The 26473-nt window shown below is 61.8% G+C and carries 28 protein-coding genes; 11 read left to right on the top strand and 17 right to left on the bottom strand.

The window, feature by feature from the left end:
- Window positions 1-85 precede the first annotated feature (85 nt).
- Window positions 86-550 carry a TlpA disulfide reductase family protein gene (locus tag AC07PQ_RS20395; RefSeq protein ID WP_007931800.1) on the bottom strand — a complete coding sequence of 155 codons (465 nt, stop codon included), beginning with the start codon at window positions 548-550 and terminating at the stop codon, window positions 86-88.
- Between the two features lie 128 nt (window positions 551-678).
- Between AC07PQ_RS20395 and arsC the strand changes: the two genes are divergently transcribed.
- From arsC to AC07PQ_RS20380, 3 genes are read left to right on the top strand one after another with little or no spacing between them, the layout of a single operon-like run.
- Window positions 679-1032 (top strand): arsenate reductase (glutaredoxin), encoded by a 354-nt coding sequence (gene arsC / locus AC07PQ_RS20390; protein ID WP_007931799.1) that lies wholly within the window; start codon window positions 679-681, stop codon window positions 1030-1032.
- Window positions 1029-1634: an NAD(P)H:quinone oxidoreductase gene (wrbA, locus tag AC07PQ_RS20385; RefSeq protein WP_007931797.1), complete on the top strand. Its 606-nt coding sequence runs from the start codon at window positions 1029-1031 to the stop codon at window positions 1632-1634. The genes arsC and wrbA overlap by 4 nt, the downstream gene beginning before the upstream one ends.
- Complete coding sequence (locus AC07PQ_RS20380) at window positions 1627-2052, top strand: DUF2069 domain-containing protein (protein ID WP_053262269.1); 426 nt, start codon at window positions 1627-1629, stop codon at window positions 2050-2052. Before wrbA ends, AC07PQ_RS20380 begins: the two co-directional genes overlap by 8 nt.
- A 111-nt stretch (window positions 2053-2163) precedes the next feature.
- Here the strand turns inward: AC07PQ_RS20380 and AC07PQ_RS20375 are convergent, their stop codons facing one another.
- Both AC07PQ_RS20375 and ttcA read right to left on the bottom strand, forming a co-directional pair.
- Window positions 2164-2835 carry a DNA-3-methyladenine glycosylase I gene (locus tag AC07PQ_RS20375; RefSeq protein WP_009050287.1) on the bottom strand — a complete coding sequence of 224 codons (672 nt, stop codon included), beginning with the start codon at window positions 2833-2835 and terminating at the stop codon, window positions 2164-2166.
- A 76-nt stretch (window positions 2836-2911) separates the two neighbouring features.
- Window positions 2912-3736, bottom strand: a complete 825-nt coding sequence (ttcA, locus tag AC07PQ_RS20370; protein ID WP_007931792.1) for a tRNA 2-thiocytidine(32) synthetase TtcA — start codon at window positions 3734-3736, stop codon at window positions 2912-2914.
- A gap of 279 nt (window positions 3737-4015) precedes the next feature.
- Here ttcA and AC07PQ_RS20365 point away from each other — a divergent pair, with 279 nt between their 5' ends.
- Window positions 4016-4618, top strand: coding sequence for a Yip1 family protein (locus AC07PQ_RS20365; protein ID WP_007931790.1), 603 nt, complete (start codon window positions 4016-4018; stop codon window positions 4616-4618).
- A 144-nt stretch (window positions 4619-4762) separates the two neighbouring features.
- On the top strand, window positions 4763-5254 hold the full coding sequence (locus AC07PQ_RS20360; RefSeq protein ID WP_007931787.1) for a SprT family zinc-dependent metalloprotease: 492 nt from the start codon (window positions 4763-4765) through the stop codon (window positions 5252-5254).
- A gap of 16 nt (window positions 5255-5270) precedes the next feature.
- Here the strand turns inward: AC07PQ_RS20360 and AC07PQ_RS20355 are convergent, their stop codons facing one another.
- On the bottom strand, window positions 5271-6452 hold the full coding sequence (locus AC07PQ_RS20355; RefSeq protein WP_493186031.1) for a CaiB/BaiF CoA transferase family protein: 1182 nt from the start codon (window positions 6450-6452) through the stop codon (window positions 5271-5273).
- 151 nt (window positions 6453-6603) lie between these two features.
- Window positions 6604-7938, bottom strand: a complete 1335-nt coding sequence (locus AC07PQ_RS20350) for a dicarboxylate/amino acid:cation symporter (protein WP_007931783.1) — start codon at window positions 7936-7938, stop codon at window positions 6604-6606.
- Between the two features lie 346 nt (window positions 7939-8284).
- Here AC07PQ_RS20350 and AC07PQ_RS20345 point away from each other — a divergent pair, with 346 nt between their 5' ends.
- Window positions 8285-9283: an AraC family transcriptional regulator gene (locus AC07PQ_RS20345; protein WP_493186032.1), complete on the top strand. Its 999-nt coding sequence runs from the start codon at window positions 8285-8287 to the stop codon at window positions 9281-9283.
- A gap of 9 nt (window positions 9284-9292) precedes the next feature.
- On the opposite strand, the gene AC07PQ_RS20340 is transcribed toward AC07PQ_RS20345, so the two are convergent.
- From AC07PQ_RS20340 to AC07PQ_RS20330, 3 genes are all read right to left on the bottom strand, one after another.
- Window positions 9293-10639 (bottom strand): ATP-binding protein, encoded by a 1347-nt coding sequence (locus AC07PQ_RS20340; protein WP_007931779.1) that lies wholly within the window; start codon window positions 10637-10639, stop codon window positions 9293-9295.
- Window positions 10636-11313 (bottom strand): response regulator, encoded by a 678-nt coding sequence (locus AC07PQ_RS20335; protein WP_493186033.1) that lies wholly within the window; start codon window positions 11311-11313, stop codon window positions 10636-10638. The genes AC07PQ_RS20340 and AC07PQ_RS20335 overlap by 4 nt, the downstream gene beginning before the upstream one ends.
- A gap of 118 nt (window positions 11314-11431) precedes the next feature.
- Window positions 11432-12034, bottom strand: coding sequence for a hypothetical protein (locus AC07PQ_RS20330; RefSeq protein WP_007931772.1), 603 nt, complete (start codon window positions 12032-12034; stop codon window positions 11432-11434).
- A 144-nt stretch (window positions 12035-12178) separates the two neighbouring features.
- On the opposite strand from AC07PQ_RS20330, the gene AC07PQ_RS20325 reads away from it, so the two are divergent.
- A complete protein-coding gene (locus tag AC07PQ_RS20325; protein ID WP_493186034.1) occupies window positions 12179-12970 on the top strand; it encodes a dienelactone hydrolase family protein in 792 nt (263 codons plus the stop codon).
- 103 nt (window positions 12971-13073) lie between these two features.
- Window positions 13074-13799, top strand: a complete 726-nt coding sequence (locus AC07PQ_RS20320; protein WP_007931768.1) for a 4'-phosphopantetheinyl transferase family protein — start codon at window positions 13074-13076, stop codon at window positions 13797-13799.
- Between the two features lie 27 nt (window positions 13800-13826).
- Here AC07PQ_RS20320 and AC07PQ_RS20315 read toward each other — a convergent pair whose 3' ends face one another.
- The 3 genes from AC07PQ_RS20315 to AC07PQ_RS20305 form a co-directional block, all read right to left on the bottom strand.
- Window positions 13827-15437 (bottom strand): ATP-binding protein, encoded by a 1611-nt coding sequence (locus tag AC07PQ_RS20315; protein WP_274304352.1) that lies wholly within the window; start codon window positions 15435-15437, stop codon window positions 13827-13829.
- Window positions 15434-16159 (bottom strand): response regulator, encoded by a 726-nt coding sequence (locus AC07PQ_RS20310; RefSeq protein WP_493186035.1) that lies wholly within the window; start codon window positions 16157-16159, stop codon window positions 15434-15436. Before AC07PQ_RS20310 ends, AC07PQ_RS20315 begins: the two co-directional genes overlap by 4 nt.
- Before the next feature lie 364 nt (window positions 16160-16523).
- Window positions 16524-16691: a hypothetical protein gene (locus AC07PQ_RS20305; RefSeq protein WP_155738300.1), complete on the bottom strand. Its 168-nt coding sequence runs from the start codon at window positions 16689-16691 to the stop codon at window positions 16524-16526.
- Window positions 16692-16889: 198 nt separating this feature from the next.
- Between AC07PQ_RS20305 and AC07PQ_RS20300 the strand changes: the two genes are divergently transcribed.
- On the top strand, window positions 16890-19781 hold the full coding sequence (locus AC07PQ_RS20300; protein ID WP_493186036.1) for a ribonucleoside-diphosphate reductase subunit alpha: 2892 nt from the start codon (window positions 16890-16892) through the stop codon (window positions 19779-19781).
- Window positions 19782-20148: 367 nt separating this feature from the next.
- Here AC07PQ_RS20300 and flgE read toward each other — a convergent pair whose 3' ends face one another.
- The 6 genes from flgE to AC07PQ_RS20270 all read right to left on the bottom strand — a co-directional run bounded on the left by flgE (window position 20149) and on the right by AC07PQ_RS20270 (window position 25152).
- The gene (flgE, locus tag AC07PQ_RS20295) at window positions 20149-21474 is read right to left on the bottom strand and encodes a flagellar hook protein FlgE (RefSeq protein ID WP_007921631.1); all 1326 of its coding nucleotides are present in this window, start codon (window positions 21472-21474) and stop codon (window positions 20149-20151) included.
- Between the two features lie 30 nt (window positions 21475-21504).
- The gene (flgD, locus tag AC07PQ_RS20290) at window positions 21505-22233 is read right to left on the bottom strand and encodes a flagellar hook assembly protein FlgD (RefSeq protein ID WP_007921630.1); all 729 of its coding nucleotides are present in this window, start codon (window positions 22231-22233) and stop codon (window positions 21505-21507) included.
- 15 nt (window positions 22234-22248) lie between these two features.
- Window positions 22249-22692 carry a flagellar basal body rod protein FlgC gene (flgC, locus tag AC07PQ_RS20285; protein ID WP_007921629.1) on the bottom strand — a complete coding sequence of 148 codons (444 nt, stop codon included), beginning with the start codon at window positions 22690-22692 and terminating at the stop codon, window positions 22249-22251.
- 3 nt (window positions 22693-22695) lie between these two features.
- Window positions 22696-23103 carry a flagellar basal body rod protein FlgB gene (gene flgB / locus AC07PQ_RS20280; protein WP_007921628.1) on the bottom strand — a complete coding sequence of 136 codons (408 nt, stop codon included), beginning with the start codon at window positions 23101-23103 and terminating at the stop codon, window positions 22696-22698.
- A gap of 244 nt (window positions 23104-23347) precedes the next feature.
- A complete protein-coding gene (gene cheR, locus AC07PQ_RS20275; protein ID WP_007921627.1) occupies window positions 23348-24175 on the bottom strand; it encodes a protein-glutamate O-methyltransferase CheR in 828 nt (275 codons plus the stop codon).
- A gap of 44 nt (window positions 24176-24219) precedes the next feature.
- The gene (locus AC07PQ_RS20270) at window positions 24220-25152 is read right to left on the bottom strand and encodes a chemotaxis protein CheV (protein ID WP_007921626.1); all 933 of its coding nucleotides are present in this window, start codon (window positions 25150-25152) and stop codon (window positions 24220-24222) included.
- 73 nt (window positions 25153-25225) lie between these two features.
- Between AC07PQ_RS20270 and flgA the strand changes: the two genes are divergently transcribed.
- Window positions 25226-25987 (top strand): flagellar basal body P-ring formation chaperone FlgA, encoded by a 762-nt coding sequence (gene flgA, locus AC07PQ_RS20265; RefSeq protein ID WP_007921625.1) that lies wholly within the window; start codon window positions 25226-25228, stop codon window positions 25985-25987.
- A 151-nt stretch (window positions 25988-26138) separates the two neighbouring features.
- Entirely contained in the window at window positions 26139-26459 is a 321-nt protein-coding gene (gene flgM / locus AC07PQ_RS20260) for a flagellar biosynthesis anti-sigma factor FlgM (protein WP_007921624.1), read from the top strand.
- Window positions 26460-26473: the final 14 nt, after the last annotated feature.

Raw genomic sequence — 26473 nt, 5'->3', positions numbered from 1 at the left:
TGCGATAAGGTCCGCAGGACCTTCAGCGATCCCGAGATCGCAACGGCCTTGCAGGCCGATCGCAGCCTGCGGCAGCGGCTACAGATCAATGCCCGCGCAGGGCTTCCAGCTTCGCCATCACGCCCGCCGCGGTCTGTTCGCCCATCAGTTGCTCACGCACCTTGCCCTGATCATCGATGATGTAGGTCACCGGCAAGCCTTCGCTGCGTGGCAAGTCGAAAATCTCCGCCGGGTTCTGCGCCAGCACGGTGAACTTGATCCCCAGTTTTTCACTGGCGCTCTTCAGTTCTTCGCCCTGCACATTATCGAAATTGACCCCCAGCACACTCACCGGCTGGCCCTTGAGCCCTTCGGCCAATGCATTGAGCTCGGGAATCTCGGTGCGGCACGGCCCACACCATTCGGCCCAGTAATTGAGCACCAGCCACTGCTTGTCCACGCGCTCGGCGGCGACTTTCCGGCCATATTGATCGACCCCGTAATCGTTACCGCAGCCGCTCAGCAACAAAGTGCCGATGATCGCCAATGCCGCTGCCAGTTGCCTTGCCATGCCTTGATCCTTGTATTGAAAAAAACCGTCAAACCCGCTTTCTCGTGCGACCCATCGCCTCGCAAGGTTCAGGACTGCCCGTCGCACAGGTAGAATAGCCGCCACCTTACGCAAGATGCGACCCGCCCATGACCGATCTGACGCTTTATCACAACCCGCGCTGCTCGAAATCCCGCGGTGCGCTGGAACTGCTGGAAGCCCGTGGCCTGACTCCAACCGTGGTCCGCTACCTGGAAACCCCGCTCGATGCCGCCCAGCTGCAAAGCCTGCTGGGCAAGCTCGGGATCGGCGCCCGCCAGCTGCTGCGCACCGGCGAAGACGAGTACAAGACCCTCAACCTGGCCGACGCCAGCCTCAGCGAAGCGCAGCTGATCGCCGCCATCGCCGCGCACCCGAAACTCATGGAACGGCCGATTCTCGAAGTCGGCGACAAGGCCATCATCGGCCGGCCGCCGGAGAACGTGCTGGAGATCCTGCCTTGAGTACGCCGTACATCCTGGTTCTCTACTACAGCCGCAACGGCTCGACCAACGAGATGGCCCGGCAGATCGCCCGGGGCATCGAACAAGGTGGCATGGAAGCGCGCCTGCGCACCGTGCCGGCGATATCCGCCGACTGCGAGGCCGTGGCTCCGAGCATCCCGGAAGACGGCGCGCTGTACGCCAGCCTCGACGACCTGAAGCACTGCTCCGGCCTGGCTCTGGGCAGTCCGACCCGGTTCGGCAACATGGCCGCGCCGCTGAAGTACTTCCTCGACGGCACCAGCAACCTGTGGCTGACCGGCGCCCTGGTGGGCAAGCCGGCCGGGGTGTTCACCTCCACCGCCAGCCTGCACGGCGGCCAGGAAACCACCCTGCTGTCGATGATGCTGCCGCTGCTGCACCACGGCATGCTGATCACCGGCCTGCCCTACAGCGAATCGGCCCTGCTGGAAACCCGTGGCGGTGGCACGCCTTACGGTGCCAGCCACCATGCCGGCGCCGACGGCAAGAGCCCGCTGAACGAGCACGAAGTCGCCCTCTGCCGCGCCCTGGGCCTGCGCCTGGCCAAGACTGCCCTGCAACTGGAGAGCAGCCGTGGCTAAAAAGCCGAAGATCCTGCCGGCCATCGAATGGCTGGAGCCGCGCGTACGCATCACCCGGGTGCTGAGCCTGATCTGTTTTTTCGGCCTGGTCGGCCTGCTCTGCGGCTACTACCTGTTCGTCGCCGACCTGCACGGCGCCCGGCCCTGGGTGATCCTGCTGATCGAACTGGTGCCGCTGCTGTTGATGGCGCCGGGCATGCTGGTGGGCAGCGCCCGCGGGCATTCCTGGATGTGCTTTGTGGTGAACCTGTATTTCATCAAGGGCGCGCTGGCCGCCTACGACCCGAACCGGCAACTGTTCGGCATTCTGGAAATGCTGGCCAGCCTGGCGGTGTTCTGCTCGGCCCTGCTCTACGTGCGCTGGCGCTTCCAGCTCAACCGCAAGCTGGCGGGCGAAGGCCAGGTCAGCGCCGCCTGACGGCGCGCTGTCGCGGGCAAGCCTCGCCCCTACAGAGCACCCTGTACTTCTGTAGGAGCGAAGCTTGCTCGCGATGAACGATGACGCGGTACTCCAGGGAACACGCCCCGATCAGTGATTGACCGTATACGCCAGCATCATCGAGATCTGGCACAGCGGCCGGCCACTTTCGGCGTGCCACTGGTTGAAGGCGCCCTGCACGGTGGCCAGGTCCTTGAGGCTGCTCGGCACCTTGTCGATGATCTGCTGCGCATTCAGCGCCGCCACCACGTCATAGGTCGGCACGAAGGTGTCCTTGCCGACCATTCGCAGAAAGCGCGGGGCCGACAGGCCGCCCAACTGATGACCGTGCTTGGCCAGGTACTTCCACAGGCCGACGATGTCGGTCACCGGCCAGTCGGCGATCAAGGCGCCGAAACTGCCCTTCTCCTTTTCCACGTCGAGCACCATCTGCGCATTGCGCGGCACGCTCTTGAGCTTGCCCAGGTGGCGAATGATCCGCGTGTCCTGCATCAGCCGCTCGAGGTGCTCGGCGCCCATCAGCACCACTTTTTCCGGGTCGAAGCCAAAGAACACCTCTTCGAAGGCCGGCCACTTGGCGTCCACCAGGCTGTGCTTCAAGCCGGCGCGGAATACCCGCAGGGCCAGGGTCGAGAGATAACGGTCATCGCTGATCTTGCGCAATTGCGCCGGGGTTTTCGGCACCGGCAGATGGGCTTCCAGCTCGGCCGCCGAACCGAAGCGGTTCAGACAGTATTCGTGCAGCCACTTGTAATCGCGCATGCCCTCTCCTAATGACGATAAAGAAACGGCGCTCGAAGGAGCGCCGTGATTCCACGATACAGAGCCGCGAGACGACTCAGAGGTTCACCACATTGACGAAACGCGAAGCCGCGGTTTCATCGATCTTCAGGCTGGTGAAGTCGAACAGGTTGCGGTCCGCCAGCTGCGACGGCACCACGTTCTGCAGGCCGCGGAAAATGCTTTCGGTACGGCCCGGGGTCTTGCGTTCCCATTCCTGGAGCATTTCCTTGACCACCTGGCGCTGCAGGTTTTCCTGAGAGCCGCAGAGGTTGCACGGGATGATCGGGAACTGCTTGAGGTCGGAATAGGCCTGGATGTCCTTCTCGCTGCAATAGGCCAGGGGTCGGATCACCACATTACGCCCGTCGTCGGCCCGCAGCTTGGGCGGCATGGCCTTGAGCGAGCCGTTGTAGAACATGTTGAGGAAGAAGGTCTCGACGATGTCGTCCCGGTGGTGACCCAGGGCCATCTTGGTCGCGCCGATCTCGTCGGCGAAGGTGTACAGGGTGCCGCGACGCAGGCGCGAGCACAGCGAACAGGTGGTCTTGCCTTCCGGTATCAGTTCCTTGACCACCGAATAGGTGTCCTTCTCGACGATGTGGTACTCCACACCCAGTGTCTCGAGGTAGGCCGGCAGCACGTGCTCGGGGAACCCGGGCTGCTTCTGGTCCATGTTCACGGCGACGATGTCGAACTTGATCGGTGCAACCTTCTGCAGGTGCATCAGCACGTCGAGCATGGTGTAGCTGTCCTTGCCGCCGGACAGGCAGACCATGACCTTGTCGCCGTCTTCGATCATGTTGAAGTCGGCGACCGCTTCCCCGGCCTGGCGGCGCAAGCGTTTCTGCAGTTTGTTCTGGTTGACCGTAAGAGTGCCCATGGCGCTTGAAATCCGCGGTGTGTGACGAAAAGCCGGTCATTTTACGCAAAAACCGCGCGCGGGCGAAGCGCCGGGCGCCAGTCGACCGATCAAATCGCCGAATGCGATTACCAGCCGCGCCGACAGCGCGATTTGCTCTAACACCCATGACCTTTGCAGGTCAGTCCTTTCTATACTGCGACATAAGGTCGCACGCATATTCAGACCTTTACTTACTTGGCCGCTGGCCCGTAGGCGCTCCGTTGGGGGGCGATGGCAATAACAAAGGAGTGACTGACTATGATTCATCATGTCGTGGGACTCTTCACCCACCCCGATCAGGAATGGCGAGAAATACGTGGCGACGAAGAGGAAAGCATCAGCCACATGTACCTCACCCACACGCTGATTCTCGCGGCAATTCCGGCGATTTCGGCGTTTATCGGCACCACCCAGGTCGGTTGGGTCATCGGCAATCGAGCACCGGTCATGCTGACCATGGAAAGCGCGCTGTGGATGACCATCATGTCGTACCTGGCGATGCTGGGCGGGGTCGCGGTCATGGGCGCCTTCGTCCACTGGATGGCCCGCACCTACGACGCCAGCCCGAGCCTGGCGCGCTGCATCGCGTTCGCCACCTATACCGCGACGCCCCTGTTCATCGGCGGCCTGGCGGCGCTGTATCCGCACATGTGGCTGGGCATGATCGTCGGCACGGCCGCCATCTGCTACACCGTCTACCTGCTGTATGTCGGGTTGCCGACCTTCATGAACATTCCCTCGGACGAAGGTTTCCTGTTCTCAAGCTCCGTACTGGCCGTTGGGCTGGTGGTGCTGGTCGCGATCATGGCGTTCACCGTGATCGTCTGGGGTCTTGGCGTCGGCCCCGTTTACACCAACTGACGTCGCTCAAAAAACCAACACAATCTGCCAACACAGGCCGCCGCAAGGCGGCCTTCTAATCTGCGCAACGACCATTCGGCGCCTGGACGATTCGGAATGCATCGGCTTTGCGGCATACTCACCCGCTCTGGAGAGCCGTTAAGCATGCCCGAGCAACTCAATACCCGCGTCGAAGACTGTTTCCAACTCGCTGAATCCTTTTTCAAACGACCTTTCAAACGCCCGGTGGTCAGCCTCAAGTTGCGCGGCCAGAAAGCCGGTGTCGCCCACCTGCACGAGAACCTGCTGCGCTTCAACCCGCAACTGTACCGGGAAAACACCGAAGACTTCCTCAAGCAGACCGTGGCCCATGAAGTCGCGCACCTGATCGCCCACCAACTGTTCGGCGAGCGCATTCAGCCCCACGGCGAAGAATGGCAACTGATCATGCGCGGCGTGTACGAACTACCGCCCAATCGCTGCCACACCTACGAGATCCAGCGCCGCAGCGTGACCCGCTACATCTACCGCTGCCCCTGCGACAACGACTTTCCGTTTTCCGCCCAGCGCCATCGCCTGGTCGCCCAGGGCCGGCGTTATCTGTGCCGGCGTTGCCGGCACACCCTGGTGTTCAGCGGCGAGATGCGGGTGGAATGAACCCGGTCCTGGCGCCCTACAGGATGACCCGGCCCTGGCGTAGCTCAGCGATGCGCTGCGCGCTGTAACCCAGCTCGGCCAGCACCTGGTCGCTATGGCCCCCCAGTTCCGCCCCGATATGCCGCGGCTCCGGCAACCCCTGGGAAAACTTCAGCGGGCAGGCCATCTGCGCCTGGTAGCTGCCATCGCCACGCGGCACCTGGCTGACCAGTTGCCGTGCCTGCAACTGCGGATGCGCCACCGCCTCCGCCAGGCCCAACACCGGTTCGACGCAGGCGTCGACCCCAGCAAACAACTCGCAGAGCTCGGCAAAATCGTGCTTCTCGAACTCGACCTGCAAGGCCTGCTTGAGCGCCTGCTGTTGTTCCGGCTGCGGCGACAGCCCCTGGGCCGCCAGTTCCGGACGCCCCAGGGCCTTGCACAGCGCCTGCATGAACGGCGGCTCCAGGCTGCCCACCGACAGCCAGCGACCATCCCGACTGCGGTAATAGTCATAGAAGCTGCCGCCATTGAGCACCTGCTGCTCCGCCGCGGGCTCGATCCCGCACGCCAGGTAGCCGGCCCCGGCCATGGCGTTCAGGCTGAACACGCAATCGGTCATGCTCACGTCCAGGTGCTGCCCCAGGCCGCTGTGCTGGCGGGCAATCACCGCCGCCAGCAGGCCGATGACCCCATGCAGCGAACCGCCGGCGATGTCCGCCGCCTGGATGCCCAGGGGCAGCGGCCCGCTGTCCTTGCGCCCGGTGTAGCTGGCCAAGCCCGCCAGGGCCAGGTAATTGATGTCGTGGCCGGCGCGATCCCGGTACGGGCCGGTCTGGCCGTAACCGGTGATCGAGACATAGATCAGCTTCGGGTTCAGCGCCTTCAGCGCCTCGTAGCCCAGCCCCAGGAGCTCCATCACCCCGGGGCGGAACTGCTCCAGGACGATGTCGTATTCCAGCACCAGTTGGCGGATCACCTCCAACGCCTCGGGCTGCTTGAGGTCCAGCGCCAGGCTGCGCTTATTGCGATTGAGGTAGGCATGGCTGGCGGAGACGCCCTGATCGTGGGGCGGCAGCACCCGCAGCAGGTCCATGCGGGTCGGCGATTCGATGCGCAGCACCTCGGCGCCCATGTCCGCCAGCAGCAAGGAGGCGAATGGCCCCGGCAGCAGCGTGGAGAAATCCAATACCTTGAGTGACGCCAGTGGCCCGTGCATGAGTACCCTCCCTTGCCGATTGACTGCCCACAGAGTAGGCAGCGTCTCGAGGCCCGGCAATCACCGCAAGCGCCACCCGGGCTGACCGTTGCGCTCAAACCCCGGGCATGAAAAAACCCGCCGCAGCGGGTTTTTCATCGACGTGGTGAAGTTACTTCACGGACGTCGGGGTTGGGCCTTCGGCAACGCCCAGGTCATCTTCTTCGCGAGTGTCGCTGATAGCACGACCACCGGAAGCCAGCTCGGCCTGCAACTGGTCTTCGTCCAGCTCCTTGACCCACTTGGCGACCACTACGGTGGCTACCGCGTTACCCACCAGGTTGGTCAGCGCACGGGCTTCGGACATGAAACGGTCGATACCCAGGATCAGCGCCAGGCCGGCCACCGGCAGGTGACCCACGGCCGACAGGGTCGCCGCCAGCACGATGAAGCCGCTACCGGTCACGCCTGCGGCGCCTTTGGAGGACAGCAGCAGCACCAGCAGCAGGGTGATCTGGTGAGTGATGTCCATGTGGGTGTCGGTCGCCTGGGCGATGAACACGGCCGCCATGGTCAGGTAGATCGAAGTACCGTCGAGGTTGAAGGAGTAACCGGTGGGGATCACCAGGCCCACTACCGATTTCTTCGCGCCCAGGCGTTCCATCTTGATCAGCATGCGTGGCAGGGCCGATTCCGAGGAGGAAGTACCCAGCACGATCAGCAGTTCTTCACGGATGTAGCGGATCAGCTTCAGCACGCTGAAACCGTGGGCGCGGCAGATGGCGCCCAGCACCACCAGCACGAACAGCACGCAGGTGATGTAGAAGCAGATCATCAGCTGGCCCAGCTGCACCAGCGAACCCACGCCATAGGCGCCGATGGTGAAGGCCATGGCGCCCAGCGCACCGATCGGCGCGAGCTTCATGATCATGTTGATGATGTTGAACATCACATGGGCGAAACGGTCGATGAAGTCCAGCACCGGCTTGCCATAGGCACCCAGGCGGTGCAGGGCGAAACCGAAGATCACCGAGAACATCAGCACTTGCAGGATGTCGCCGTTGGCGAAGGCACCGACGATGGTGTTCGGAATGACGTTGAGGATGAAGCCGACGATGCTCTGGTCCTTGCCGGCGGTGACGTAGGCCGCCACTTTCGAGGCATCCAGGGTGGACACGTCGATGTGCATGCCGTTGCCCGGCTGCACCACGTTGACCACAACCAGGCCGATCAGCAGGGCGATGGTCGAAACGATTTCGAAGTACAGCAGCGCGTAGCCACCGGTCTTGCCCACCGATTTCATGTTCTGCATGCCCGCGATACCGCTGACGACCGTACAGAAGATGATAGGCGCGATGACCATCTTGATCAGTTTGATGAACCCGTCACCCAGGGGCTTGAGGGCCACACCGGTCTGCGGGTAGAAGTGACCGAGCAGGATGCCGATGGCGATGGCAACGATCACCTGGAAATACAGGGATTTGTACAGTGGCTGACGAGTCGTCATTGCAAAGTTCCTCAAGAGCACCGTTGCACACCATCCATCGATGCACACGACGCCTAAAGTGCGAACCCTCCTGCACTGGAGGGATTTGTTGTGTAGAGCTGCGGGGAACACCTTTCGCTGCTCCCTTCTCCTTGCTCGCTATCGCAAAGCCCGTGCCAGCTTGCCAAAAAACCCTGAAGGCCTTTGGACACCAGGGTTTGCGCTCGCCTTCGCTCTCCCTGCCCCTACATGAAGTGGCGGATTTCCGCCCATCGCCCGACGCTCGTCCTACAATTTGGCGGATATCCGCCTTGCCCAGTCGTTGTCGGCTGTTAACATCCGCCACTTAATGGACGGATCAACCTTCATGCGCGAACGCACCATCGCCAGTCATTTCGCCCGCGCCGCCCTGGGCGGGGCGCGCCGACGGGGCTACGACTATTCGGAGCTGCTGCAGACCCTGGGCATCAGCCTCGAACTGCTCAACGAACCCAAGGCCCGTATCGCCCCCGAGCAGTTCGCCAGCCTGCTGCAACAGCTCTGGCAAGTCCTGGACGACGAGTACCTGGGGTTTGGCGACGGCCCGAGCAAGCGCGGCACCTTCGCCATGATGTGCCACGCCCTGATCCACTGCAGCAACCTGGAAAAGGCCCTGCAGCGCGGCCTGCTGTTCTATAGCCTGTTCCCCCAGGCACCGCGGCTGAGCCTGACGCGCGAAGGGGACATGACCCGCCTGAGCCTGGACGACGCCGCACTGTGGGACCCGGACCATTTCCTCAGCGAGAGCCTGCTGGTGATCTGGCATCGCCTCGGCAGTTGGTTGATCGGCCAGCGCATCCGCCTCGAGCAGGCCTGTTTCAGCTACCCGAAACCCGAGCACGGCAACGAATACGACCTGCTGTTCCCCTGCCCCCTGATGTTTTCCCGCGACTGCAGCAGCCTGCTGTTCCACAGCCGCTACCTGAACATGCCGCTGCTGCAGGACGAACGAACCCTCAAGCACTTCCTTGAACGCTCCCCCGCCGACCTGCTGGCCCGCCCGGACGACGGCGACAGTCTGAGCAGCCAGCTGCGCCGCCTGCTCAGCCGCGACAGCAACCATTGGCCGGACCTGGAAAGCATCGCCCAGCACCTGCACATCAGCCCGCAGACCCTGCGCCGGCACTTGCGCGAAGAAGGCACGAGTTTTCAGGGGTTGAAGGATCAGTTGCGGCGCGATATCGCCATCTACCACCTGCGTCGGGCCGACCTGTCGTTGCAACAGATCGCCGAGCAGACCGGCTTTTCCGAGCCATCGGCCTTTCACCGCGCGTTCAAGAAGTGGACCGGGCTGACCCCGGGCGCCTACCGCGCCCAGGAAATCTGAGCGCGCCGATCAAATCGCCGGGAAGTGAATGCGGAACGCGGCCCCGCCCAGGGTGGAATCGCCAAGGGTCAGTTGCGCGCCGTAGCTGTCGATGATGTCCTTGACCACCGCCAGGCCGATCCCCTGCCCCGGATGCTGGCGATCCAGCCGTTCGCCGCGCTGGAGAATCCGCGCCCGCTGGTCCGGCGGCACGCCCGGCCCGTCGTCCTCGACACACAACTGCGCGCCGTGGAGGTCTTGGCGGACACTGATGCGCACCTCGCTCAGGCACAGGCGGTAGGCGTTCTCCAGCAGGTTGCCCAGCAATTCGAGCAAGGCTCCATGCTCGATCGGCACATAGCAGCGCTCCGGCAGATCGAACGAGACCCGCACCTGTTTGTCGCGGTAGACCTTGTCCAGGGTGTCGCACAGGCTTTTCAGCACCGGACGCAAACGCACCTGGTGGCGCACCAGGCCGCTCTTGCGCAGGCTGGCGCGCTGCAGCTGGTAGCTGATCTGCTGGCTCATGCGTTCGATCTGGGTCTGCAGCACCCAGGCCTGTTCGCGGTCTTGAGGACGCAGGGCCATGTCCTCGCTGACCCCTTGCAACACCGTCAGCGGGGTCTTCAGGCTGTGGGCCAGGTCATCCAGGGAATCGCGATAACGGCTGCGTTGCTCGCGCTCGCTGTGCAGCAGGCGGTTCAACGAGCCGGTCAGGCGCAGCAGTTCGCGTGGATGTTCTTCGCTGAGGCTTTGCCGGGTGCCGCTCTCGATTTCGTCCAGCTCCTGGCTCAGCCGGCGCAATGCCTGCAGGCCCCAGGTCAGGCCGAGCCAGAGCAGCGCCAGGAGCACCAGCAACGCGGCGCCGAACCCGAGGTAGAGGTTTTCCCGCACCCCTTCCAGGGTCAACTGGTACTCACGCACCGGCTGCAAGGCGACGATGCTGAACGCCGCGCTTTTACCGCCCAGCAGCTTGACCTCGACGTCGTAGACGAAAAACTCCTGGCCGTTGACCTCGCGGATACGCGCGAACTCGTTGCCGCGCCCGTCATACCGCGGCTTGTAGTTGATGTTCTCTTCCTGGGTCGCCTTGGAGCGCCAGACCAGCCGCCCTTCCCGGTCGTAGATGTAACCCAGGAGACGGCTGTCGGTCAGGTTGAAACGCTCGTCCGGCAGTTGCGCCGGCATTTGCAGGTGATTGTTCTCGACCCGGGCCGCCGAGATCAGCGTGGTCACGTCGGAGGCCAGGCGCTGCTCGATGGAGTCCTGCAGCGCCAGGCTGAACGCGCCTTGCATGGCCGGCAACAACGCCAGCATGAACAGCACCGCCAGCGTCGTGGCCGCCAGCATCAGGCGCAGGCGTAACGATCGGATCATCGGCAGCGCTCGTTGAACAGGTAACCCAGGCCACGCACGGTATCGATGGGCTTGAAGCCCGACGGCCCTTCCAGCTTGCGCCGCAGGCGGCCGACCAGCACCTCGATCACGTTCGGATCGCGCTCGTCATCGTCCGGGTACAGCTGCTCCATCAGCCGGTCCTTGGCCACCACCTGCTGATGGTGGCGCATGAGGTACTCGAGAATCCGGTACTCGTAGGCGGTCAACGCCAGCGGCTGTTCGTCGAGCGAGGCCTGCTTGCGATTGAGGTCGAGCAGCAGCGGGCCGGCGATGATGGTCGACTGGGTGAACCCGCTGGAGCGACGCAGCAGCGCATTCAGGCGTGCGTCCAGCTCCTCGAACTGGAAGGGCTTGACCACATAGTCGTCGGCGCCGGCGGCCAGCCCTTCGACCTTGTCCTGCCAGTTGCCGCGTGCCGTCAGGATCAGGATCGGAAACGCCTTGCCCCGCGAGCGCAGCTGGCGGATCAGGTCCAGCCCGCCTATGCCCGGCAGGCCCAGGTCGATCACCGCCAGATCATGGTTGAACTGCTCGGTCTGATACAGCGCCTCCTCGGCATTGGCCACGGACTCGACCACATGGCCGCTGTCCGTGAGGCGGGTTTGCAAGTGATGGCGCAGCAGCGCCTCATCTTCAACGACGAGCAGTTTCATGCAGCTCTCCCAGGCAAAATTCGACATCTCCAAGGGCGCTCAGGCGCCCTGATCGTATATATGGCAACGCCGGATCTTGCCTTGGCAGATCCGGCGCGCTCAGAACCAGGACAATATTTTAGAAAGCGTAGTTGGCCGACAGGTAGGTCTGGGCGCTGCTGGTCAGGCTCAGCGAACCCTGCTTGCTGCCACTGCGCTCGCTCATCTCGGTGCTGGCATTGCTGCGCAGGTAACGGTAACCCAGTTCGACCGAGGTGTTCTGTGAAACCTGCTGCAGGACACCGGCCTGCACGCCGACGGCATAACCGATATCGCTGTCGCGGCTGAAGCCTGGGGAATCCTGGGTCAGCTTGGTCAGGCCCGCGGTACCGCCGCCGAACAGCTTGGTGCTGCTGGTCACCGGCAGGAACACATCGTAGCTGCCGAGCAGGTTTTCCTGGCGCAGTTTAATGCCATTGTGCGAGCCGGAGACATTGTCGTAGGTGGCGTAGTAGCGGTGCTGGTCATTCTGCTGACCCAGGCGCACGCCCCAGGTGTTGTCCTTGCCGATCACACCGTCGGCGTTCGGGTTGTTCAGGTTGCTGTTGAGCAGGCTGGACTTCTTGACCTTGTCGCTGGTCTGGCCATAGGTAAGGCTGGCGAAGTTGCTGTCGGCGGCCTGGACGACAGCGCTGGCGCCGAGAACAGTGAAGGCCAGGATCATCTTCTTGAAAGTAGTCATGGGTGTTTCCTCATTCGCTATGTGTTTTTGGGTACGGGAGCCAGACTACCGACCCCGCCCTGAACTCCCCCTGAACACACTCTGAACCTCGGCTGAATCAAATCGACTAGGCTGTTGGGCAGTCTTTTAAAAGGAGAACGGACCATGCGCGCGCTTTTCGCTTGCTTGTTGTTGGCTTTCTGCGGCTTGAGCCAGGCAGCCATCAAGCCCCAGGAAATCCCCTACCAGAGCCCCGACGGTACCCGGCTCATCGGCTACTACGCCTATGACGACAGCCTGCAAGGGCCACGTCCCGGCGTCGTGGTGGTGCATGAGTGGTGGGGCCTGAACGACTACGCCAAACGCCGGGCCCGGGATCTCGCGGCCTTGGGTTACAGCGCCCTGGCCATCGATATGTACGGCGACGGCAAGAACACCGAGCACCCGAAAGACGCCATGGCCTTCATGCAGGCCGCCTCGAAAGACAGTGCCGCCGCCAGCGCGCGCTTCAAGGCCGGGCTCGACCTGCTGAAGAAACAACCGCAGACCGACCCGGCCAAGCTGGCCGCGATCGGCTACTGCTTCGGCGGCAAGGTGGTGCTGGACGCAGCGCGCCAGGGCCTGCCCCTGCTCGGTGTGGTGAGTTTCCATGGCGCCCTGGTCACCAGGGCCCCGGCCACTCCCGGCAGCGTCAAGGCGAAAATCCTGGTGGAGCACGGCGCCCTCGACAGCATGGTCACCGCCGATAACGTCAGCGCCTTCAAGGCAGAAATGGACAAGGCCGGCGCCGACTACCGGTTCGTCAACCTCGAGGGCGCCAAGCACAGCTTCAGCAATCCGGATGCCGACCGCATGAGCCACGGCGAACATGGCGGGCTGGACATCGGCTACAGCAAGGCCGCCGATGAACGCTCATGGGCGGACATGCGAGAGTTTTTCAAAAAGCTGTTCGACTGACCCCGCGTCGACCGCCCCGAGACCTCAATTCCCGGGGCGGCGGCATCGAGGCCGACGCTTGCCAGGCTACCCTCCAGCCTTACAACCCGGCAAAATGCCTGGCATGAATCACATCCCCACCCTCCCCGCCTGCTGCACCCCACTCGACGACCAGTGGCCGCTGCCCGACGCCCTGCCGGACACCGTCCTGCTCGGCACCCATTTCGATGCCTCGCGCCTGGCCAGCAACGACTTCCAGCGCAGCGCCATCGAGCCGCCCGCGAGCATTCAACGTTCGGTGGCGAAACGGCAGGCCGAGTTTCTCGCCGGTCGTTTCTGCGCCCGCGCCGCCCTGCATCGCCTGGATGGCCTGGACTGCATTCCGCCGATCGGCGAGGACCGGGCGCCGGTCTGGCCGACGCACATCAGCGGCTCGATCACCCACAGCACCGGGCGCGCCGCGGCGATTGTTGCGCGTAAGGAACACTGGCGCGGGCTGGGCATGGACCTGGAGAACCTGCTCAACAGCGAACGGGCGGAACGCCTGGCGGGGGAAATCCTCATCCCGGCCGAAATGCAGCGCATGGCTGCCGCCCCGCGGGAACAACTGGCGCTCTGGGTCACCCTGACCTTTTCGGTGAAGGAAAGCCTGTTCAAGGCGCTGTACCCGATCGTCCGGCAACGCTTCTATTTCGAACATGCCGAAGTGCTGGAGTGGACGGCCAGCGGCCAGGTCCGCCTGCGCCTGCTGACCGACCTGTCCAGCGAATGGCGCAATGGCAGTGAACTGGACGCGCAATTCGCCCTGCAGGACGGGCAACTGCTGAGCCTGGTCAGCATCCGGGCTTGATGCCCGGACGAACCTGAGCGCAAGCCTTCAACCTTTATCCTGATGCCGTGGCCAGCTCAGGCTGAAGCAGGCGCCACCGAGGGTCTTGCTCCTGCTGATCAATGCCCGACCGTCGTGCCAGTGAATGATCCGCCGCACGATCGACAACCCCAGGCCGTGCCCACCCGAAGCGCGGGTACGGCTGTCATCCAGGCGCAGGAACGGGGTGAAGATCCGCTCCCAGGCGCTTTCCGGAACCCCTGGACCATCGTCCTCGACATCGACCCGGCAACGCATCTGCCCCACCTGGTAACTGACCAGCACCTGCGACTCGGCGTGGCGCATGGCGTTGCTCACCAGATTCTGCAACGCCCGATGCAGGTAGCGCGGCTCGGCCTCGACCCAAGCGCCATCGCAATCCGCCGCGGACAGGCACGAACCACGCTGCACCTTGACCTGCGCCCGCAACGGCGCCAGCTCGCTGATCACCTGGTTGATCAGCGCGTCCAGGTCGATGCGCTGGAAGTTCAGCGCTGGCGAACCCTGCTCCAGCCGCGCATAGGTGAGCATTTCGTCCACCAGCCGGTCGAGGTCCTGGATATCGTTGTCCATGCCCTCCATATATTTGTCCCGGGCCTGTGCGGTGGTCGCCGAGCCGATCATCTCCAGGCCAAAGCGCAGGCGCGCCACTGGCGTGCGCAACTCATGGGACACCGCACGCACCAGCTCGCGCTGGATCGCCAGCAAGCGCTGCAAATGCTCGGCCATGCCGTTGAAGGCCGCCGCCAACCGTCCCACCGAGTCGGCGCCACCGGCCGGCACCCGGGCTTCCAGGCTGCCCTTGGCAATGCGCGTGGCCGCCGATTCCAGGCCACGCAAGCGTCGCTCCAGCTGGCGTACCAATAAATAGACGATCAGGCCGATCAGGCTCAGGCCCAGCACCGCGATCAACACCAGCCATTGCGGCGGGTAGGGATTCATCTGGTACAGCGGACCGATTTCCAGCACCCAGGGCGTGCCCACCATCCCTGCGAACACGCGGATCGAATCGCCGCCCTTGCCCAGCGCCATCACCGTATCGCCCTCGGCAACCCGGCGACGCTGGTCCTCGTCCATGTCCGCGTCATCCTGGGTGACCAGGTGCATGTCGAAGCCAAAGCCTTTGTTCTTTTTCAGTGCCGCCAGGCGTTCCGGCTGCTCGGCCACCGGAAAGCGCACCAGCTCGTCGGCCAGCAGATAGATAGTCGCCCGCGCCAGTTGTTCGCTGATCTGCTGCACTTCACCGGTCAGCAACAATTGCTCAGGTTCGCTGACCAGACGGTAGACCCGTGCCGCGTAAGGCCCGGTCTGCTCCACCAGGGCCTGGCCGCGCAAAACGCGGTTGCGCTGCCCGAGGTCGAGGCCGGTCTGGGTGAAGGTCTGCAGGGTCAGCGGGATGCCCAACAGGCGCTCCCACACCGCCAGGGCGCGGCGGCGCTCGATCTCGCTCATGGGCTGCAGATTGTCGGCCATCAGCGAGAACGTGCCGTGGGCCAGGCGCTCGCGGTATTGCTCGCTACGCACCTGGTTGAGCAGGTGCAGCGCCAGTACGCCCAACAGCGCCACCAGAATCAGGGCGGCGCACATGCCGCCGTAGATGCGCAGGAATATGGAGTTCACGGCAACAGATCGGCAGCGGCTTCGGGGACGAACAGATAACCCTTGCTGCGGATGGTCTTGATCAGCCGCGGGTGCTCCGGGTCGTCGCCGATTTTCGGACGGATCCGCGAAATGCGCACATCGATGGAGCGGTCCTGGCCGTCATAGCCGATGCCGCGCAGGGCGGTGAAGATTTCCTCGCGGGACAGAATGCGCCCGGCGTTGGCCACCAGCAGCCAGAGCAGGTCGAACTCGGCGCTGGTCAACTCGATCCCGGCGTCGTGCAGCCAGGCCTCGCGCAAGGCGCTGTCCACCACCAGCGGGCCGAATTGCAGGCGCCGGGATTTCTCCGGCGCGCTGCTTTCCACGGGTTCGCTGCGCCGCAGCAGGGCCTGGATCCTGGCCAGCAACAGGCGCGGACGGACCGGCTTGCACACGTAATCGTCGGCACCGGTGTCCAGCCCCAGTATCTGGTCCATGTCGTCGGTGCGCGCGGTCAGCATCAGGATCGGCCCGTCGTAGCGATTGCGGACCTTGCGGCAAATGCTCAGGCCATCCTCGCCGGGCAGCATCAGGTCGAGGATCACCAGATCGGGTTGTTCGGCAATGATCCGCGCCGCGGCCAGGGCGCCATTGCCTTCGATGGCGACACGCAATCCATTGCTCTGCAGATATTCACAGGTCAACTCGGCCAGTCGCTGATCGTCCTCGACGATCAATATCTGCCACGCTTCTTGCTCCACGGTGACCTCTGCTTGCCAGATACGGGCTCAGGAAGAATCCGCCCGTCTTTTTGTAATGTGAGATGGATAAAACAATGTCTGGAAGGCCCGATTGTAGCAACGGCAAAGGCCGTGAACACAAGGCGCTGAATGCGCTCGGTAAAGGCGTTTTTTTGTGATAGGGTTCGCGCCCGCAAAAATCCGCCCCGGGCAGTTTTGCAGGGTAAAAAACAGTGACAAACGGTAGGATCCAGCCCTGCTGCGGCCTGCGTGAGGTTTACCTGCTTCATACACAATTTACGCACAACCTTATCCACAGGCTGTACGTTGCAATCACCCCCAAAAACGCATTATCTTGTAGCTCGGCTGCAAAAAAACCCTACATCTAGGGTTTCAGGCCAAAAACCAAACACAAATCAGACAAGAAACTCAAGCGCTTTTCTTGCACTCGTTTGGTGGAACCAATCGGATTTTCAGAAGCCAAACCGCGCATGCGGATGGCTGCGGTTTTCCAGCCCACGGCGAGGAAAACGGTACGGGTGTTGCAGTACATGACTGTCACCCATCAGGAATACGGTCACGAGCCACTGCTCGCGACCTATGACTTCGGCATGGAAGCGGCGCCAACAGCCCCCCTTCCTGAACTGTCCCGAAGTCGTTATGCCCGGCGTGCGCCGGTTGTAGTGCTTCAGGACGGAACGGTGGGCACCCAAAGGGTGCCCAAACAAACATAGAGAACGTGGAGACACCCATGCAAACCGACACAACTCGCGAGAACCCGCAGGCCAAAGCGCCGCAGGCTGCCGATTCCAACCTGGATCTGTCTGCCACCGCGCCTGGCCAACTGCGAGTGATCAAGCGTAACGGCACTGTCGTTCCTTACACCGATGACAAAATCACCGTCGCCATCACCAAAGCGTTTCTCGCAGTTGAAGGCGGCACCGCTGCCGCTTCGTCGCGAATCCACGACACCGTCGCTCGCCTGACCGAGCAGGTCACCGCCACCTTCAAGCGTCGCATGCCTTCGGGCGGCACCATCCATATCGAAGAGATCCAGGACCAGGTCGAACTGGCCCTGATGCGCGCCGGCGAGCAGAAAGTTGCCCGCGACTACGTGATCTACCGTGACTCGCGCGCCAAAGAGCGCGCCACCCGCACCCCAGGCGAAGAGCCGGTGCAGGCTCACCCGTCGATCCGTATCACCCGTACCGACGGCAGCTTCGCGCCTCTGGACATGGGCCGCCTGAACACCATCGTCACCGAAGCCTGCGAAGGCCTGGAAGAAGTCGACGGCGAGCTGATCCAGCGCGAAACCCTGAAGAACCTCTACGACGGCGTAGCGCTCAAGGACGTCAACACCGCCCTGGTGATGACCGCGCGCACCCTGGTAGAGCGCGAGCCGAATTACTCGTTCGTGACTGCCCGCCTGCTGATGGACACCCTGCGCGCCGAAGGCCTGAGCTTCCTGGAAGTGGCCGAGAGCGCCACTCACCACGAGATGGCCGACCTGTACGCCAAGGCACTGCCGGCCTATGTCGCCAAAGGTATCGAGTTCGAACTGCTGAACCCTGTGCTGGCCGAATTCGACCTGGAGAAACTCGGCAAGGCGATCAACCACGAGCGCGACCAGCAGTTCACCTACCTGGGCCTGCAGACCCTGTACGACCGTTACTTTATCCACAAGGATGGCGTGCGCTTCGAACTGCCACAGGTCTTCTTCATGCGCGTGGCCATGGGCCTGGCAATCGAAGAAAAACAACGCGAAGACCGTGCCATCGAGTTCTACAACCTGTTGTCGTCCTTCGACTACATGGCTTCGACTCCGACCCTGTTCAACGCCGGCACCCTGCGTCCACAGCTGTCGAGCTGCTACCTGACCACCGTGCCGGACGACCTGTCGGGCATCTACGGCGCCATCCACGACAACGCCATGCTGTCGAAATTCGCCGGTGGCCTGGGCAACGACTGGACTCCAGTGCGTGCGCTGGGCTCGTACATCAAGGGCACCAACGGCAAGTCCCAGGGCGTCGTGCCGTTCCTGAAAGTGGTGAACGACACCGCGGTAGCCGTGAACCAGGGTGGCAAGCGCAAAGGCGCTGTGTGCGCCTACCTGGAAACCTGGCACATGGACATCGAAGAGTTCATCGAGCTGCGCAAGAACACCGGTGACGATCGTCGTCGTACCCACGATATGAACACCGCCAACTGGATTCCTGACCTGTTCATGAAGCGCGTCTTCGATGACGGCAAGTGGACCCTGTTCTCGCCATCGGAAGTGCCGGACCTGCACGACCTGACCGGCAAGGCCTTCGAAGAGCGCTACGAGTACTACGAAGCCCTGTGCGAATACGGCAAGATCAAGCTGTTCAAGACCATCCAGGCCAAAGACCTGTGGCGCAAGATGCTGTCCATGCTGTTCGAAACCGGCCACCCTTGGCTGACCTTCAAGGACCCGTGCAACCTGCGCAGCCCGCAGCAGCACGTGGGCGTGGTCCACAGTTCGAACCTGTGCACCGAGATCACCTTGAACACCAACAAGGACGAGATCGCCGTTTGCAACCTGGGCTCGATCAACCTGCCGAACCATATCGTCGACGGCAAGCTGGACACCGCCAAGCTGCAACGCACCGTGAACACCGCGGTACGCATGCTCGATAACGTGATCGACATCAACTACTACTCGGTACCGCAGGCGAAGAACTCCAACTTCAAGCACCGTCCGGTCGGCCTGGGGATCATGGGCTTCCAGGACGCGCTGTACCTGCAGCACATCCCTTACGGTTCCGATGCCGCTGTCGACTTCGCCGACAAGTCCATGGAAGCGGTGAGCTTCTACGCGATCCAGGCGTCCTGCGACCTGGCAGACGAGCGTGGCGCCTACGAGACGTTCCAGGGTTCGCTGTGGTCCAAAGGCATCCTGCCGCTGGATTCGCAACAGATCCTGATCGAGTCCCGTGGCCAGAAGTACATCGATGTCGACCTGAACGAAACCCTGGACTGGGCACCGGTGCGCGCCCGTGTACAGAAAGGTATTCGTAACTCCAACATCATGGCCATCGCGCCGACCGCAACCATCGCCAACATCACCGGCGTGTCGCAGTCGATCGAACCGACCTACCAGAACCTGTATGTGAAATCGAACCTGTCGGGCGAATTCACCGTGATCAACCCGTACCTGGTTCGCGACCTCAAGGCTCGCGGTCTGTGGGACTCGGTCATGATCAACGACCTGAAGTACTACGACGGTTCCGTGCAGCAGATCGAGCGTATCCCGCAAGAACTCAAGGAGCTCTACGCGACTGCCTTCGAAGTGGAAACCAAGTGGATCGTCGACGCCGCCAGCCGTCGCCAGAAGTGGATCGACCAGGCTCAGTCGCTGAACCTCTACATCGCCGGTGCTTCGGGCAAGAAGCTCGACGTGACCTACCGCATGGCTTGGTACCGTGGTCTGAAAACCACTTACTACCTCCGTGCCCTGGCCGCGACCAGCACCGAGAAGTCGACCATCAACACCGGCAAGCTGAACGCTGTTTCCAGCGGCGGCAACCACGGAGACGACTCGGTCCTGGCGGCTCCAGCCGGTCCAGCTCCAGTGCCGAAGGCTTGCGCCATCGACGAGCCGGATTGCGAAGCTTGCCAATAAGCTGAGCCGATAGGCGCCTGTCGGCGCTTATCCGAACCCCCGACAGGCCCCTGGCCTGCCGGGGGTTTTCTTTTGCCTGGGAAAAGCCACAGCGCCGGACGGCACCCGAGGACGAAGCCCTCCCACAACTTGCTGCACGCGATTTGCCAGAAGCCCCCATCGCCAGCTTCGCGGGAATGAACCCGCCGAATACAGCCCTGCGGGCCAGGCAGCCGCAGCAGGACCGATACACCTCCTCCGCATGCCATATCCCTCATCGCGAGCAAGCTTCGCTCCTACAGAAGCAGGCCACGGCCGATGAATCTTGCAGGCACAAAAAAGCCCCTGCGGTGAGGGGCTTTTTTCGAGCGCTGTCAGCCAGCCATTATCAGGTCATCTGAATAATGGTCTGCATGATGGTGCTCTGGGTGGAGATGGTCTTGGCGTTCGCCTGGTAGTTGCTCTGGGCCTTGATCAGGTCCACAAGTTCGTTGGTCAGGTTGACGTTCGACTCTTCCAGGGAGTTGGACATGATCGAACCCAGGGTACCGGTTTGTGGAGCATCGTAACCCGGTACGCCCGAAGCGTAGGTTTCTCTCCAGCTGGTGCCGCCTACCGGCTGCAAGCCTTGTTCGTTGGTGAAGCTGGCCAGGGAGATCTGGCCGATGGCCTTGTTCTGGCTGTTGCTGAAGTTGGCGAACAGGGTACCGGTGCCGTCGATGGTCAGGTTGGTGATCTGGCCAGTGGCGTAGCCGTCCTGCACCGGCAGCGAACGCGCGGTATCGGCGTTGAACTGAGTGGTGCTGGTCATGGAGATGGTCACGCCGCCGGGATTGGCGCTGGCACCGTTGGCCGTCCACGTACCGTTGGTCACAGTGCCAGGCACCCAACCCGCCAGGGTCAGGTTGTTGCCCGGATTAGGCGTAGTGGCAGGCGGAGTGATGACCGAAACCAGTTTGCCGGCGGAGTCGAAATTCATGGTCGATGCGACTGGAGCCGTAGCGCCGGTGGTGGTCGGAGCGGAACCATCGAGGTTACGACCATCGACCAGGGTGTAGGTTTTCCAGGTGTTGGCACCGGTTTTCACCATGTACTGGTCCAGCTTGTGCTCGTTGCCCTGGCTGTCATAGATCGGTGTGCTGAACTGCTTGGTGTAGGTTTCCACCTTGGTCGGATCGAAGGCAAAACCTGTCACGCTCTGGTCAATGACCGGCGCAGTGGAGTTCAGGTTGATGGTCGAGGACACCGAGCTGGTGGCCTTCGGCGACAGGTTCGAGGTGTCGATACGCAAGTCGGTCAGCACGCCGTTGACGATCTTGCCATTGGCATCGACCGCATAGCCTTGCAGGCGGGCAGTGCCATCGGTGTTGGTGATGTAGCCGTCCTTGTCAGTCTTGAAGGTACCGGCGCGGGTGTAGGTCAGCGAGCCGTTGTCGCTCAGCACGAAGAAACCCGAACCCTGGATACCCATGTCCAGTACGTTGCCGGTGTTGTTCACGTCGCCCTGGCCGAACTGCTGGGAAACGTTGGCCAGGCGCACGCCATTACCTATGGTCTTGCTACCGGTGCCCAATTTGGTGGCCGAGTAGACGTCGGCGAATTCGGCACGGGACGATTTGAAGCCGGCGGTCGCCACGTTGGCGATGTTGTTGCCGGTCACGTCCAGTTGCTTGTTGGCAGCATAGAGACCGCTAAGGCCGATATTAAAAGACATATTCCACTCCTTGTGCCGTGTTAGTCGGCTCTAGATACCAATGGTTTGAACTTTGGAGAGCGCCACGGGGCTGCTCAGTCCCGCAAGGTTCAACATCAGCTCACCGCCGGTCTGGCTGATGGTGACGCTGTTGACCGTCGCCGGCAGGTAGGTGACCAGATCGGTCGCCTTGCCATCGATCTTTGTGCTGGCCTTGAAGGTGTAATTGCCCGGATCGGCCTTGGTGCCGTCGGTCTTGGTGCCGTCCCAGACAAAGCTGGTACTGCCGGCCTTCTGGCTTCCCAGGTCGAGGGTCTTGACCGTTTTGCCATCCTTGTCGGTGATGGTCACGGTGACGCCGCTGACTCCGGTAGGCACTGTCACCGAACCGGTCATGCTCTTGGTGGTGTCGACCTGAGTGGTACCGGTCTGGACGATCACCGAACGACCCACCAGGGACGAAGCCTGCAGGGCCTGGGACGACTTGTAGTTGCCAGTGATGGAGTTCACCGAGGTATTGAGGGTGGTGATCCCTTCCAGGGTGGAGAACTGCGCCAACTGGGCAACGAATGCGCTGTTGTCCTGTGGGTCCAGCGGGTTCTGGTTTTTCAGCTGGGTCACCAGCAACTTCAGGAACGCGTCCTTGCCCAGCTCATTTTTGCCCTTGACGCTATTGGTGGCCGCCGCCAGGCCGTCATTGCTGGTGGTCGGGGTCTTCTTCGAGGAGTTCGCAAGGACCTCCTTGAGCGTCAGGCCACTGGTGGTATCGGTAACACTCATCTGAGTCGCCCCTTATCACTGACCGAGGGTCAGGACCTTCTGCATCATGGTTTTGGCGGTGTTCATCATTTCCGCGTTGGTCTGGAACGAGCGGCTGGCAGAAATCATGTCAGCCATTTCTTCCACCACATTGACGTTGGGGTAGTAGACATACCCCTTGGCGTCGGCGGCCGGATGGTTAGGCTCGTAACGCGCTTCTAGGTTGCTCTGGTCCTCGACCACACCCAGCACCTGAACGCCCTGACCGGCCGCGTCCTGATTCTGGAACAGCGACTCGCTGCCACCGCTTTGCGCGCCCTGGAACATGGTGGCGAATACCGGATGGCGCGCACGGTAGGTCTGGTCGATGCTCGAGGAGACTGTCTCGGCGTTGGCGATGTTACTGGCGACGGTGTTCAAGCGAGTGGTCTGGGCACTCATGCCACTACCGGCAATATTGAAAACACTGGCGAGGGACATGGATTACTCTCCGCGCAGGGCTGACACCAGCCCTTTGAATTTGCTGTTGAGCAGCGTGAAGCTGGCCTGGAAGTTCACCGAGTTCTCGGCGTAGTTCGACTGTTCCAGTTGGGCATCCACGGTGTTCTGGTCGATCGACGGCTGCATCGGTGTGCGGTACAGCAGCGATTCGTCGCCGCTGCCCAGGCCTTCAGCTTCGATGTGCCGGCTGTTGGTCATGTTCAGGGCAAAGGTGCCGTTCTTGGCTTTCTCGTTCTGCTCGGCGAGCACGGCAGAGAAGTCCAGATCCCGAGCCTTGTAGTTCGGGGTGTCGGCGTTGGCGATGTTGTTGGCCAGCACCTCGGCACGCTTGGCGCGAAAGCCAAGAGCCTGCTCATGAATGCCGAGCGCTTTATCGAAGCTGATGCTCATGTCGGGAAACCTTCGACCAGATTTTTCGTAAACGGGATATAGCAAGCTGCGTGCCAAGTGCTAAAAGCCCGTAAATCAAGGCTTTGCCGGCAGCGGCAAAGCGGCAATGCCAGAAAAGCGGCAAGGCATTTCCGCGAAACGTCAGCAAAGCGGCAATGCAGCGGTTGCCGCCTCTCCTGCGCTGGCGCAATTGCGGGCACAAAAAAAGAGGCCCGAAGGCCTCTCTTTTTCAACAACGACAATCTTACTTCGCCTGGTAAATGATCCCAGGGCTGCACTGGACCATCTGGTAGTGGTCGGGCAATCCATTGAGCGCCTCGGAAGCGCCGAGAAACAGGTAACCACCCGGCTTCAGGGTGCTGTGAATGCGCATCAGGATGTCCTTCTTCACCTCGGCGGAGAAGTAGATCAGCACATTACGGCAGAACACGACATCGAATTTGCCCAGGCTGGCATAGCTGTCCAGCAGGTTGAACGAGCGGAACTCGACCCGGCTCTTGATCGGCGCCTTGACCACCCAGCGCCCCGGCCCCTTGGGGTCGAAATAGCGCTGCAAGCGATCGGCCGACAAACCACGACCGATCGCCAGGCTGTCGTACTCGCCGGTCTTGCAGTTGTTCAGCATGGTCCCGGACAGGTCGGTGGCAACGATCTGCACCCCCATCTTCAATTGCCCCATGTTGGTCTTCTCGAACTCGTCGATCGACATGGACAACGAATAGGGTTCCTGCCCCGAGGAACAGGCCGCCGACCAGATGCGCAAGCGCTGGTTGGGGCTGGCCTTGATCGCCTCCGGCAAGACCTTGTTCTTCAACACCTCGAATGGATAGGTATCGCGAAACCATAGGGTCTCGTTGGTGGTCATGGCGTCGACCACCATCTCTCGCAAACCGCTGCGCGGCTGGGACTGAATGCGCTGAACCAGCTCCCCGAGGGACTTGATGCCTTGCTGTTCCATCAGTTTGTTGAGACGGCTCGACACCAGATATTGCTTGTTCTCACCCAGCAAGATCCCACAGGCTTTTTCCAGGAACACCCGGAACTGTTCGAAATCCAAATTACCCGTAGACAATGATGCCGCCTCTTAAATCGTGTGACCGCCGGGGATGGATATCCCTAGCTGTTATCTGCTGCTTTGATCCGGTCGACAACCCGGGATGCCAGGTCATCAGGACGAAACTTGGCAAGGAAGTCATCGGCACCGACCTTCTTCACCATCGCCTGATTGAATACACCTGACAACGAAGTATGCAGGATGATATGCAGCTTTTGCATGCGTGGATCGTTGCGTATTTCAGCCGTGAGGGTGTAACCGTCCATCTCCGGCATCTCGATGTCGGAGATCATCATCAGAAACTCTTCTTCAGGTTTCTTGCCCTCGTCGACCAGCTTGCGCAGGTAATCCAGCGCCTGTCGGCCGTCGTTCAAGGCCACCACCTCGACCCCCACTGTCTGCAGGCAACGCGTGACCTGCTTGCGCGCCACCGACGAGTCATCGACCGTCAGTACCCGCAGTGAAACAGCCTTGTGCTGAGTCTCGACATCCACCACGCCGACCGAAATGGTCTCGGGCGTCGGCGCGACCTCGGCCAGCACCTTCTCGACGTCGATGATTTCCACTAACTGATTGTCGACCCGCGTCACCGCCGTCAGGTAGTGATCGCGCCCCGTCCCCTTGGGTGGCGGATGGATCTCCTCCCAGTTCATGTTGACGATGCGCTCGACCGACCGCACCAGAAACCCCTGGGTCTTGGTGTTGTACTCAGTGATGATGACAAAGGGGTTGCTCAGATCCTGCAACCCGCCTGAACCGGTGGCCATCGCCAGGTCCAGGATCGGAATGGTCGCCCCTCGAATATTCGCGACACCGCACACCACAGGACTGGATTTGGGCATCAACGTCAGTTTGGGGCATTGCAGCACCTCCCGAACCTTGAACACGTTGATCCCATAGAGCTGCTGCCCGTCGAGACGGAACAACAACAGCTCAAGGCGATTCTGCCCTACCAGTTGCGTGCGCTGGTTCACCGAATCCATTACACCAGCCATGCCAGACTCCCCAAAGCTTAAGTTCCGACGCGCGCTCATCGCTAAACGGCACGGCGCTTGCTTTTTAACTGTTATGAACGCCAAAACGACATTTTCCCGACGCCTGACATCAAACTACCGCAGATTGCTGTACGGGCTGTCGGCTTTGTTTTTTTTAAACCCTGGCCATCCTGCCGTTGCTGACTCGGTAACCCTGCCTGATCTACTTATCGGCGTCACTCAAGGGTTTCTTGAATTCACCGTAGAAGACTATTTAGCCACCAGTCAAACGCCTGGGCGCTACGAGATCCAAGTCAATCAACTCGACCCGCGGCTGCGCATGCCGCACTGCGACAAGGAATTGACAGCGACCCTGGAAAGCCCGGCGCAACCGCTGGGACGCGTGACCGTTCGCGTCCGTTGCGACGGCGCCTCGCCCTGGACCGTATTCGTGCCCGCCCAGGTCAAGCTGTTCCGCGAGGTGGTGACCACCACCCGGCCACTCAAGCGCGCCGGCATCATCAGCCCCGAAGACGTAATGCTGCGCGAGCGCGATATCGGCCAGATCAACCAGGGCTATCTGACTTCAGTGGACCAGGCCATTGGGCAGAAGCTTGTCCGACCAATGGTCGCCGACCAGCTCGTCACCCTGGTTCACCTGGAACAGGCGGAAGTGGTGCGCAAGGGCGATCAGGTGGTGATCTCTGCCCGTAGCGGCACGCTGAACGTGAAAATGCCCGGCGAAGCCTTGTCCAATGGCGGCATGAGCGAGCAGATACGGGTCAAGAACCTCAATTCACAACGGATCATCAAAGCGCGGATCACCGCGCCGGGACAGGTGGAAGTCGCCATGTAGACGACTGGCGCTGTGCACTGTTGCCCCCTAAACTGTGGCCCATGCAGGGCAACAGCGGCGCGTGCGGGCTTATCGATATTTGAGCCTAAAGTTTTCCGGCGTATTGCCGAAAACAAGTCAAGCGTCCAAATACCCAGAGGTTTTTTTTACCATGGCCATCGATTTCAGCCGTTTAAACAGCTCTCCCTCACTCACCGGCAGCACGCGCACCAGCGCCAGCAAGGAAACCGGCGACGCCGACAAATCCGCGCCGCTGAACGCTCCGGCCGAACAGGCCAGCACCAGCGGGGAGTCAGTACACCTCAGTAATGAGGCTCAACAGTTGCAGAAGATCACTGACAAGCTGCGCGACCAGCCTGCCGTCGACAACGCCCGCGTGGCCGAGCTGAAGCAAGCGATTGCCGATGGCAGCTATAAAGTCGACAGCAACCGTGTAGCCAGCAAACTGCTTAATTTCGAAGCCCAGCGCTAGCCAATAAGGCCTGC

This window comes from Pseudomonas sp. GW821-FHT09E12 (assembly GCF_059416085.1).
Note: the sequence above shows the minus strand (reverse complement) of the source record. Positions and strands in the feature narration are given on the sequence as shown.

Coding starts and splice junctions, on each gene's coding strand:
- AC07PQ_RS20300 (WP_493186036.1), top strand. CDS start 16,890: ATGCAAACCGACACAACTCGCGAGAACCCGCAGGCCAAAGCGCCGCAG.
- AC07PQ_RS20345 (WP_493186032.1), top strand. CDS start 8,285: ATGCGCGAACGCACCATCGCCAGTCATTTCGCCCGCGCCGCCCTGGGC.
- flgE (WP_007921631.1), bottom strand. CDS start 21,474: ATGTCTTTTAATATCGGCCTTAGCGGTCTCTATGCTGCCAACAAGCAA.
- flgM (WP_007921624.1), top strand. CDS start 26,139: ATGGCCATCGATTTCAGCCGTTTAAACAGCTCTCCCTCACTCACCGGC.
- AC07PQ_RS20395 (WP_007931800.1), bottom strand. CDS start 550: ATGGCAAGGCAACTGGCAGCGGCATTGGCGATCATCGGCACTTTGTTG.
- AC07PQ_RS20350 (WP_007931783.1), bottom strand. CDS start 7,938: ATGACGACTCGTCAGCCACTGTACAAATCCCTGTATTTCCAGGTGATC.
- AC07PQ_RS20355 (WP_493186031.1), bottom strand. CDS start 6,452: ATGCACGGGCCACTGGCGTCACTCAAGGTATTGGATTTCTCCACGCTG.
- flgD (WP_007921630.1), bottom strand. CDS start 22,233: ATGAGTGTTACCGATACCACCAGTGGCCTGACGCTCAAGGAGGTCCTT.
- flgB (WP_007921628.1), bottom strand. CDS start 23,103: ATGAGCATCAGCTTCGATAAAGCGCTCGGCATTCATGAGCAGGCTCTT.
- flgA (WP_007921625.1), top strand. CDS start 25,226: ATGAACGCCAAAACGACATTTTCCCGACGCCTGACATCAAACTACCGC.
- AC07PQ_RS20375 (WP_009050287.1), bottom strand. CDS start 2,835: ATGCGCGATTACAAGTGGCTGCACGAATACTGTCTGAACCGCTTCGGT.
- AC07PQ_RS20360 (WP_007931787.1), top strand. CDS start 4,763: ATGCCCGAGCAACTCAATACCCGCGTCGAAGACTGTTTCCAACTCGCT.
- ttcA (WP_007931792.1), bottom strand. CDS start 3,736: ATGGGCACTCTTACGGTCAACCAGAACAAACTGCAGAAACGCTTGCGC.
- AC07PQ_RS20335 (WP_493186033.1), bottom strand. CDS start 11,313: ATGAAACTGCTCGTCGTTGAAGATGAGGCGCTGCTGCGCCATCACTTG.
- arsC (WP_007931799.1), top strand. CDS start 679: ATGACCGATCTGACGCTTTATCACAACCCGCGCTGCTCGAAATCCCGC.
- AC07PQ_RS20270 (WP_007921626.1), bottom strand. CDS start 25,152: ATGGCTGGTGTAATGGATTCGGTGAACCAGCGCACGCAACTGGTAGGG.
- flgC (WP_007921629.1), bottom strand. CDS start 22,692: ATGTCCCTCGCCAGTGTTTTCAATATTGCCGGTAGTGGCATGAGTGCC.
- AC07PQ_RS20325 (WP_493186034.1), top strand. CDS start 12,179: ATGCGCGCGCTTTTCGCTTGCTTGTTGTTGGCTTTCTGCGGCTTGAGC.
- AC07PQ_RS20340 (WP_007931779.1), bottom strand. CDS start 10,639: ATGATCCGATCGTTACGCCTGCGCCTGATGCTGGCGGCCACGACGCTG.
- AC07PQ_RS20320 (WP_007931768.1), top strand. CDS start 13,074: ATGAATCACATCCCCACCCTCCCCGCCTGCTGCACCCCACTCGACGAC.
- AC07PQ_RS20365 (WP_007931790.1), top strand. CDS start 4,016: ATGATTCATCATGTCGTGGGACTCTTCACCCACCCCGATCAGGAATGG.
- AC07PQ_RS20305 (WP_155738300.1), bottom strand. CDS start 16,691: ATGTACTGCAACACCCGTACCGTTTTCCTCGCCGTGGGCTGGAAAACC.
- AC07PQ_RS20330 (WP_007931772.1), bottom strand. CDS start 12,034: ATGACTACTTTCAAGAAGATGATCCTGGCCTTCACTGTTCTCGGCGCC.